The sequence below is a fragment of the Streptomyces sp. NPDC035033 genome, assembly GCF_040636735.1.
Taxonomy (GTDB): domain Bacteria; phylum Actinomycetota; class Actinomycetes; order Streptomycetales; family Streptomycetaceae; genus Streptomyces.
This window is the reverse complement of sequence record NZ_JBEZUZ010000060.1, coordinates 36,725-46,767: the sequence shown is the minus strand read 5'-3', so window position 1 is coordinate 46,767 and position 10,043 is coordinate 36,725. Positions and strand designations below refer to the sequence as shown.

Here is a 10,043-nt window from a genome sequence, read left to right as displayed (position 1 = left end):
CCGGCAGGCGTCCCGCCAGCTCGCCGGGACCGAACGGCCGCCGCCCAGCGCGCCGGTGAGCGCGCCGGCCAGCGCGGGCGCGGAGTCGGCGACCCGGGAGAGGCAGGCGGCGGCCGGGACCGCGGCCGTCATCGCGCCGCGCGCGGCGACGGTCAGGGCCAGCGCGACCGGGACGGTCTCGGCGGCGGCGATGCCGTAGCTGTAGACGTGGTCGACGATCTGGTGCTCCAGGAGCGGGACCAGTTCGAAGGCGGTGTCGGCGGTGCGGGCCAGTTTCACGGCGTGGCGGGCGTTGCGGCCGATCTCGGTGACGGGCGGGAGTTCGGCGAGGGCGGCCTCCACGGCGGTGTCGGGGTCCGCGCCGCCGAGGGCCGCGGCGACGGCCGCCGCGGTGGCGCGGGCGCCGTGCACGCCGTCGCCGTCCTGGGTGTACCGGGCGTCGACCTCCGCGAGGGCGGCGGCGGCGCGCGGGTCGCCGGGGTGGACGACCGCGAGGACGGCGGCGCGGACGCAGGCGGCGTCGTCGAAGTAGTGCGGGTTGTCGTGGCCGGTGGCCGGTGGGCGCAGGCCGGTGGCGAGGTTGCCGAGGCCGGCCCGGACCGAGATCCGGGCGCGGAGCGGGAGGACGGCGGACTCGACCTCGGGGGCGCGGTCGGCGGCGGCGGCGACCTGGCCCGCCAGGTGGTTCCAGGCGAGGTCCACGGCGGCGCGGAGGCGGCGCTCCGGGGGGAGGGCGGCGAAGAGGGGGCCGGCGGCGGCGAGCACCGCCTCGGCGGTGAAGGCGGCCCACTCGGCGTCGTCGGAGGGGCCGAGGCGGAGGGGCTCGGGGGGCTGGTTGAGGGCGATCGGGACGGGGAGGGTGGTCGTCGCGTTCTGCTCCGCGAAGGTGTCGAGTTCGCGGGTGAGGCGGCGGGTCCACTCGGGCATCCGGGCGGCGCGGTGGCGTGCCGCGGGCCAGCCGGCGGCGTCGCCCGCGGCGAGGCCGAGGAGGAGGCCCTCGATCCTGTCGCGGCCCGCCCCGCGCGGCGGCGCGGACCGCGGGGTCTCGTGGGGGGCGCCCCGGGTGCCCGTGCCGTGCGGCGCGGCGGCCGCCGGGGCGGTGCCCGGCGCCGGGGAGAGGTCCGGCGGGGCGGTGCCCGCCGTCGGGGGCTGTGCCCGCCCTTCCCCGGAGGGGGGAGCCCCACGCCCTGCGGAACGATGGTCCACGGCTGGTGCGGGGTGGTTCAGGTCGGTGCTCATCGGGGGTCCTCTCCGGTCAGGAGGTCGGCCACGTCCAGGACGTGGTAGCCGCGCATGGAGGGGAGGCAGCTGCCCGTCACGGGGGTGATGGCGGTGGCCCACGCGTCGGGGATGGCCGACAGGCCGCCCGCCGCGCCGGCCAGCGCGCCGGCCACCGCCGCCGTGGTGTCGGCGTCGCGGCCCATGTTGACGGCGGTCAGGACCGCGGTGCGGAAGTCGCCGCGGGCCGCGGCGAAGGCGCCGAAGGCGAGGCCGACGGCTTCGGGGGCCAGGTCGGTCCAGGGGTAGCCGCCGATGACGACCGCCGAGCGGACCTGGCGCTCGCGGGTGAGCGGGTCCGGCTGGACCCGCTGGGCGGCGACCACCGCGCGGCGCAGCGAGCGGGCCGTCCAGGAGTCCATGGGGATCACCGAGAGGGCCGCCGCGATCACGGACGTGACGGTCGCGCCGGACATCGCCGCCGCGACCCCCGCCGCCACCGCCTGGCCGCCGTAGATGCCCTCGCCCTCGTGGCTGACGCTGCCGTCGATCGCGACGAGTCGGGCCGCCTCCTCGGGGCGGCCGGCCGCGAAGACGCCGAAGGGTGCGGCCCGCATGGCCAGCCCGTCCGACCACGCGTGGCGGTGCTGGGCGGAGATGGGGGCCGCCAGGCCGCGCCGGAGGTTCTCCAGGGTGCCCCGCTCCGAGAAGCCGGCGCCCCGGAAGGGACCCTCGTCGAGGTCGGCGATCCAGTGGTGCCAGGCCCGCTCGACGTGGGCGACGGTGAGGGCCGAGCCGTGCCGGGCGAGCAGCAGCGCCGAGAAGATCGCGTACTCGGTGTCGTCGGTCCCCGCCGGACGGTCCGTCAGGAAGCCCTCGATCCGGCCCCACCGGCGCCGGATCTCCGAGGGCTTCATGTTCTCGGCGGGGGCGCCGAGCGCGTCGCCGACGGCGAGGCCGAGGAGCGCCCCTCTCGCCCGTTCACGGGTGTCGCATGTCGTGGTCACCATCTCCGCGCCCCTTCCTCGGTGCGGGCACCTTTTCGGCGGTACCCCTTCGCCTGGATCTGTGCCACGGCGGGCCGCCGACTCGCCGCCCGGGCGCTTCTGTCACCCGTCTGTCAGGGGGGCGCAGGGCGCTGACGAGGCGTCAAGTAAGCGTCACCACACTGAGGCGGGCCTTAGTAAGTACGGCCTGCCTTGCTGGCGCGCCCCTTACATCGGGCGTATTTTCGAGGGTGTTGGGGGCGGCGGGTGCGACCCGGCCCGCCGGACCGAGGGGAGAACCATGTCCATCATCGAAGCCCAGGCGCCACTGCACGAGGCCCACCGCGACAACCACACCCACCGCGACGTGAACGGCGGTTGGCTGCGGCCCGCGGTCTTCGGCGCGATGGACGGACTGGTCTCCAACCTGGCCCTGATGACCGGCGTCGCCGGCGGCGCGGTCTCCTCGCAGACCGTCGTCGTCGCCGGCCTCGCCGGCCTCGCGGCCGGAGCCTTCTCCATGGCCGCCGGCGAGTACACCTCCGTCGCCTCGCAGCGCGAGCTCGTCCAGGCGGAACTGGACGTCGAGCGCCGCCAGTTGCGCAAGCACCCGATCGACGAGATGGAGGAGCTGGCCGCCCTCTACGTCTCCCGCGGCGTCGAGCCCGCGCTCGCCCGCGAGGTCGCCATGCAGCTGTCGAAGGACCCCGAGCAGGCGCTGGAGATCCACGCCCGCGAGGAGCTGGGCATCGACCCCGACGACCTGCCGTCGCCGGTCGTCGCCGCCGTCTCGTCCTTCGGGTCCTTCGCGCTCGGCGCGCTGCTGCCGGTGCTGCCGTACCTGCTCGGCGCCACCGCGCTCTGGCCGGCCGTGCTGCTCGCCCTCGTGGGCCTCTTCGCCTGCGGCGCGCTGGTCGCCCGGGTCACCGCGCGCGGCTGGTGGTTCAGCGGTCTGCGCCAGCTGGTGCTCGGCGGTGCCGCGGCGGCCGTCACGTACGGCCTGGGCATGCTCATCGGAGCCGCGCTGTAGCGGGCGCCCCGCGCCCCCCGTCCGCGTCCGCGACTTCGCTCCCCCGCCCCCGCCCGCGTCCGCGACCTCGCCCCCGTGCCCCCTCCGCGCCGGCGGCCGGCGGTACGGAATCCGCGTTCCGGCGGAACGGATTCCGCACCGCCGTGGAAGCCCGAGAGGCCCCTCAAGGGGCCTTTCGGGCTTTTCGGGGTGACTTTTCGGGACGAAGGCCGCATTCTCGCTGTGACGAATATCCCTGGTCGGAATCCCCGCGGCGGTGAGACACTATGCACGACGCCACATATCTAGCCGGTTACCCAGCGGTTTCGAACCCGTGACCCCAGGGAATGAGGCAGAAGCGTCGTTGGGCAATGAAGCCCTCCCCGGACGGGCCGGTACGGCTCCGTCCCCCGCGGGGCGGTCACGATGCCGTCGCCGGCCCCGCACCCCGAGAGAACAGGTGAACGCACACCACCGCTCCGTGTCGGAGGTGTCCGCATGGTGGAACGAGCTATCCACTAGGCGAGAAGCCCGTCATCATGTAACCTGCACGAACTTTCGCGGAGGGCCAACGTCGTCCCTCGGCAGCTCTATATGCCACGACGACGACGGGAGAGCCGATGCGTTCCGACGCCTGGTCGCCCATGGACGGTCGCCCCGCCCCCCAGGGCATGTACGACCCCCGTAACGAACACGACGCCTGCGGTGTCGGGTTCGTGGCCACCCTCACCGGTGTGGCCGGCCACGAGCTGGTCGAGCAGGCGCTGACCGTACTGCGCAATCTCGAACACCGCGGCGCCACCGGCTCCGAACCGGACTCCGGCGACGGCGCCGGCATCCTGTTCCAGATCCCGGACGCCTTCTTCCGCGAGGTCACCGGCTTCGCGCTGCCCGAGGCCGGCGCGTACGCCGTGGGCACCGCCTTCCTCCCGGTCGACACCGCCGACGAGACCGCCGCCGCCATCGAGGCGATCGCCGCCGACGAGGGCCTCACCGTCCTCGGCTGGCGCGAGGTCCCCGTCGCCCCCGACCTGCTCGGCGCCTCCGCCCGCTCCACCATGCCGGTCTTCCGCCAGGTCTTCGTGACAGACGGGGAGTCCACCGGCATCGCGCTGGACCGCAAGGCGTTCGTGCTGCGCAAGCGCGCCGAGCGCGAGGCCGCGACGTACTTCCCCTCGCTCTCCGCCCGCACCATCGTCTACAAGGGCATGCTCACCACCGGGCAGCTGGAGCCCTTCTTCCCGGACCTGTCGGACCGGCGCCTGACCTCGGCCATCGCCCTCGTCCACTCCCGGTTCTCCACCAACACCTTCCCGAGCTGGCCGCTCGCCCACCCGTACCGCTTCGTCGCCCACAACGGCGAGATCAACACGGTCAAGGGCAACCGCAACTGGATGACCGCCCGCGAGGCCCAGCTCGCCACCGACGTCTTCGGCGAGAGCAAGGCCGGCAAGGGCCTGGACCGGATCTTCCCGATCTGCACCCCGGACGCCTCCGACACCGCCTCCTTCGACGAGGTCCTGGAGCTGCTCCACCTCGGCGGCCGCTCGCTGCCCCACTCGGTCCTGATGATGGTCCCCGAGGCGTGGGAGAACCACGACTCCATGGACCCCGCGCGGCACGCCTTCTACCAGTACCACTCCACGATGATGGAGCCCTGGGACGGCCCCGCCTGCGTCACCTTCACCGACGGCGTCCAGGTCGGCGCGGTCCTCGACCGCAACGGCCTGCGCCCCGGCCGCTACTGGGTCACCGACGACGGCCTCGTCGTCCTCTCCTCCGAGGTCGGCGTCCTCGACATCGACCCCGCCAAGGTCGTCCGCAAGGGCCGCCTCCAGCCCGGCAAGATGTTCCTCGTCGACACCGCCGAGCACCGCATCATCGAGGACGACGAGATCAAGGCCGGCCTCGCCGCCGAGCAGCCGTACGCGGAGTGGCTGGAGACCGGGGAGATCGAGCTCTCCGACCTCCCCGAGCGCGAGCACATCGTGCACACCCACGCCTCGGTCACCCGCCGCCAGCAGACCTTCGGCTACACCGAGGAAGAGCTCCGCGTCATCCTCGCCCCGATGGCCCGCACCGGCGCCGAGCCGATCGGCTCCATGGGCACCGACTCGCCGATCGCCGCCCTCTCCGAGCGCCCCCGGCTCCTCTTCGACTACTTCACCCAGCTCTTCGCGCAGGTCACCAACCCGCCGCTGGACGCCATCCGCGAGGAGCTGGTCACCAGCCTGCGCTCCTCCCTCGGCCCCCAGGGCAACCTGCTCGACCCGACCTCGGCCTCCTGTCGCTCGGTCACCCTGCCCTTCCCGGTGATCGACAACGACGAGCTGGCCAAGCTCATCCACATCAACGCCGACGGCGACATGCCCGGCATGAAGGCCGTGACCCTCTCCGGCCTCTACCGGGTCTCCGGCGGCGGCGAGGCGCTGGCCGCCCGCATCGACGCCATCTGCGCCGAGGCCGACGCGGCGATCGAGGGCGGCGCCCGCCTGATCGTCCTCTCCGACCGGCACTCCGACGCCGAGCACGCGCCGATCCCGTCGCTGCTGCTCACCGCCGCCGTCCACCACCACCTCATCCGCACCAAGCAGCGCACCAAGGTGGGCCTGCTCGTCGAGGCCGGTGACGTCCGCGAGGTCCACCACGTCGCCCTGCTCATCGGCTACGGCGCCGCGGCGGTCAACCCGTACCTCGCCATGGAGTCCGTCGAGGACCTGCTCCGCGCCGGCACCTTCCTCTCGGACATCGAGCCCGAGCAGGCCATCCGCAACCTGATCTACGCCCTCGGCAAGGGCGTCCTCAAGGTCATGTCGAAGATGGGCATCTCCACCGTCGCCTCCTACCGCGGCGCCCAGGTCTTCGAGGCCGTCGGCCTCGACGAGGAGTTCGTCGCCCGGTACTTCAACGGCACCGCCACCAAGATCGGCGGCGCCGGCCTCGACGTCGTCGCCCAGGAGGTCGCCGCCCGCCACGCCAAGGCGTACCCCGCCACCGGCATCGCCTCGGCGCACCGCGCCCTGGAGATCGGCGGCGAGTACCAGTGGCGCCGCGAGGGCGAGCCGCACCTCTTCGACCCGGAGACCGTCTTCCGCCTCCAGCACGCCACGCGGAACAAGCGGTACGACATCTTCAAGAAGTACACGGACCGGGTGAACGAGCAGTCCGAGCGCCTGATGACGCTCCGCGGCCTGTTCGGCTTCGCCACCGAGGGCCGCACGCCGATCCCCGTCGACGAGGTCGAGCCGGTCTCCGAGATCGTCAAGCGCTTCTCCACCGGCGCCATGTCGTACGGCTCCATCTCCCAGGAGGCGCACGAGACCCTCGCCATCGCCATGAACCGGCTCGGCGGCAAGTCGAACACCGGTGAGGGCGGCGAGGACCCGGAGCGCCTGTACGACCCGGCGCGCCGCTCCGCGATCAAGCAGGTCGCCTCCGGCCGCTTCGGCGTCACCTCCGAGTACCTGGTCAACGCCGACGACATCCAGATCAAGATGGCCCAGGGCGCCAAGCCCGGCGAGGGCGGCCAGCTGCCCGGCCACAAGGTCTACCCGTGGGTGGCCAAGACGCGTCACTCGACGCCCGGCGTCGGCCTCATCTCGCCGCCGCCGCACCACGACATCTACTCCATCGAGGACCTGGCGCAGCTGATCCACGACCTCAAGAACGCCAACCCGCGGGCCCGCATCCACGTGAAGCTGGTCTCCGAGGTCGGCGTCGGCACGGTCGCGGCCGGCGTGTCCAAGGCCCACGCGGACGTCGTCCTCATCTCCGGCCACGACGGCGGCACCGGCGCCTCCCCGCTCACCTCGCTGAAGCACGCGGGCGGCCCCTGGGAGCTCGGCCTCGCCGAGACCCAGCAGACGCTGCTCCTCAACGGCCTGCGCGACCGGATCGTCGTCCAGACCGACGGCCAGCTGAAGACCGGCCGCGACGTCGTCATCGCCGCGCTGCTCGGCGCCGAGGAGTTCGGCTTCGCCACCGCGCCGCTCGTCGTCTCCGGCTGCGTCATGATGCGCGTCTGCCACCTCGACACCTGCCCGGTCGGCATCGCCACCCAGAACCCGGTCCTCCGCGACCGCTTCTCCGGCAAGGCCGAGTACGTCGTCAACTTCTTCGAGTTCATCGCGCAGGAGGTCCGCGAGCTCCTCGCCGAGCTGGGCTTCCGCTCGATCGAGGAGGCCGTCGGCCACGCCGAGCTCCTCGACACCAGCCGCGCCGTGAACCACTGGAAGGCGCAGGGTCTCGACCTGGCCCCGCTCTTCCACGTGCCCGAGCTGCCCGAGGGCGCGGTCCGCCACGCCCTGGTCGAGCAGGACCACGGCCTGGAGAAGGCGCTCGACAACCAGCTGATCCAGCTCGCCGCCGAGGCGCTGAACGCCGCCTCCGCCGAGGAGGCCCAGCCGGTCCGCGCCCAGGTCGCCATCCGCAACATCAACCGCACGGTCGGCACCATGCTCGGCCACGAGGTGACGAAGAGGTTCGGCGGCGCCGGCCTCCCGGCCGACACCATCGACCTCACCTTCACCGGCTCCGCCGGCCAGTCCTTCGGCGCCTTCCTGCCGGCCGGTGTCACCCTCCGCCTGGAGGGCGACGCCAACGACTTCGTCGGCAAGGGCCTCTCCGGCGGCCGCGTGATCGTCCGCCCCGACCGGGGCGCCGACCACCTGGCCGAGTACTCCACCATCGCGGGCAACACCATCGCGTACGGCGCCACCGGCGGCGAGCTGTTCCTGCGCGGCCGCACCGGCGAGCGCTTCTGCGTCCGCAACTCCGGCGCCCTGGTCGTCTCCGAGGGCGTGGGCGACCACGGCTGCGAGTACATGACCGGCGGCACGGCGGTCGTCCTCGGCGAGACCGGCCGCAACTTCGCGGCGGGCATGTCCGGCGGCGTCGCCTACGTGATCGACCTCGACCGGTCCAACGTCAACTCCGGCAACCACGGAGCGATCGAGGAGCTGTCGGACACCGACAAGGCGTGGCTGCACGACGTCGTGCGCCGCCACCAGGAGGAGACCGGCTCCACCGTCGCCGAGAAGCTCCTGGCCGACTGGGACGCGGCGGTGAGCCGCTTCAGCAAGATCATCCCCACCACGTACAAGGCCGTGCTCGCCGCCAAGGACGCCGCTGAGCTCGCCGGTCTCTCCGAGCAGGAGACCACCGAGAAGATGATGGAGGCGGCGACCCATGGCTGACCCGAAGGGCTTTCTCACCACCGGCCGCGAGGTCGCCCGGACCCGCCCCGTCGCGGAGCGCGTCCGCGACTGGAACGAGGTCTACGTCCCCGGCTCCCTGCTGCCGATCATCAGCAAGCAGGCCGGCCGCTGCATGGACTGCGGCATCCCGTTCTGCCACAACGGCTGCCCGCTCGGGAACCTGATCCCCGAGTGGAACGACTACGCCTACCGCGAGGACTGGTCGGCGGCGCAGGAGCGCCTGCACGCCACCAACAACTTCCCGGAGTTCACCGGCCGCCTGTGCCCGGCCCCGTGCGAGTCGGCGTGCGTGCTCGGCATCAACCAGCCGGCCGTCACCATCAAGAACGTCGAGGTCTCCATCATCGACAAGGCGTGGGACGGTGGCGACGTCAAGCCGCAGATCCCCGAGCGCCTCTCCGGCAAGACCGTCGCCGTCATCGGCTCCGGGCCGGCCGGCCTCGCCGCCGCCCAGCAGCTGACCCGGGCCGGCCACACCGTGGTCGTGTACGAGCGCGCCGACCGCATCGGCGGCCTGCTGCGCTACGGCATCCCCGAGTTCAAGATGGAGAAGCGGCACATCAACCGCCGCATCGAGCAGATGCGCGCGGAGGGCACCAAGTTCCGCACCGGCGTCGAGGTCGGCCGCGACATCACCGCCACCGACCTGCGCAAGCGGTTCGACGCGGTCGTGGTCGCCGCCGGCGCCACCACCGCCCGCGACCTGCCGGTCCCCGGCCGCGAGCTCAAGGGCATCCACCAGGCGATGGAGTACCTGCCGCTCGCCAACAAGGTGGTCGAGGGCGACTTCGTGGCCTCCCCGATCTCCGCCGAGGGCAAGCACGTCGTCGTCATCGGCGGCGGCGACACCGGCGCCGACTGCGTCGGCACCGCCCACCGCCAGGGCGCGGCCTCCGTCACCCAGCTGGAGATCATGCCGAAGCCGGGCGAGGAGCGCAGCGCCGGCCAGCCCTGGCCGACCTTCCCCATGCTGTACAAGGTCACCTCGGCGCACGAGGAGGGCGGCGAGCGGGTCTACTCCGTCTCCACCACCCACTTCGAGGGCGACGAGGACGGCAACGTCCAGTTCCTGCACCTGGTCGAGGTCGAGTTCGTCGACGGCAAGCTGACCCAGAAGCCGGGCACCGAGCGGAAGATCCCCGCCCAGCTGGTCACCCTCGCCATGGGCTTCACCGGCACCGACGTGCAGAACGGCCTGGTCTCCCAGTTCGGCGTCGAGCTCGACGAGCGGGGCAACATCGCCCGCGACGCCGACTTCGCCACCAACGTCGACGGCGTCTTCGTCGCCGGCGACGCCGGCCGCGGCCAGTCGCTGATCGTCTGGGCCATCGCCGAGGGCCGCTCCGCCGCCCGCGGCGTGGACCGCTACCTCACCGGCGCCAGCTCCCTGCCGGCCCCGATCCGTCCCACGGACCGGGCCCTGCTGGTCTGACGCACCGCCCACCGGACGTCCCGTACAACGGCGTACGGAACCGAGCGACGCCCGCCCCGTCCCCGACCACGGACTGAGGGGCGGGCGTCGCCGTGTGCCGGGGCGCCGGGACGGGCGGCCGGGACGGAACCGTCCCCGCCGGTCCGCCGTCCTCCAGCAGAGGCGGACGGACACGAGGAGAG

At 73.2% G+C, this 10,043-nt stretch carries 5 protein-coding genes; 3 read left to right on the top strand and 2 right to left on the bottom strand.

Features of this window, described 5'->3' with window-relative positions; genetic code table 11:
- A partial coding sequence (locus AB0E83_RS23195; protein ID WP_362114971.1) for an ADP-ribosylglycohydrolase family protein occupies window positions 1-1,239 on the bottom strand: 1,239 nt, incomplete at its 3' end.
- Window positions 1,236-2,228 carry an ADP-ribosylglycohydrolase family protein gene (locus AB0E83_RS23190; RefSeq protein WP_362114968.1) on the bottom strand — a complete coding sequence of 331 codons (993 nt, stop codon included), beginning with the start codon at window positions 2,226-2,228 and terminating at the stop codon, window positions 1,236-1,238. The genes AB0E83_RS23190 and AB0E83_RS23195, both read right to left, overlap by 4 nt.
- A 277-nt stretch (window positions 2,229-2,505) precedes the next feature.
- Between AB0E83_RS23190 and AB0E83_RS23185 the strand changes: the two genes are divergently transcribed.
- The 3 genes from AB0E83_RS23185 to AB0E83_RS23175 all read left to right on the top strand — a co-directional run bounded on the left by AB0E83_RS23185 (window position 2,506) and on the right by AB0E83_RS23175 (window position 9,861).
- The gene (locus tag AB0E83_RS23185) at window positions 2,506-3,234 is read left to right on the top strand and encodes a VIT1/CCC1 transporter family protein (RefSeq protein ID WP_362114965.1); all 729 of its coding nucleotides are present in this window, start codon (window positions 2,506-2,508) and stop codon (window positions 3,232-3,234) included.
- A gap of 599 nt (window positions 3,235-3,833) precedes the next feature.
- Complete coding sequence (gene gltB / locus AB0E83_RS23180) at window positions 3,834-8,408, top strand: glutamate synthase large subunit (RefSeq protein ID WP_362114962.1); 4,575 nt, start codon at window positions 3,834-3,836, stop codon at window positions 8,406-8,408.
- Window positions 8,401-9,861, top strand: a complete 1,461-nt coding sequence (locus tag AB0E83_RS23175; protein WP_362114959.1) for a glutamate synthase subunit beta — start codon at window positions 8,401-8,403, stop codon at window positions 9,859-9,861. Before gltB ends, AB0E83_RS23175 begins: the two co-directional genes overlap by 8 nt.
- Window positions 9,862-10,043 lie beyond the last annotated feature (182 nt).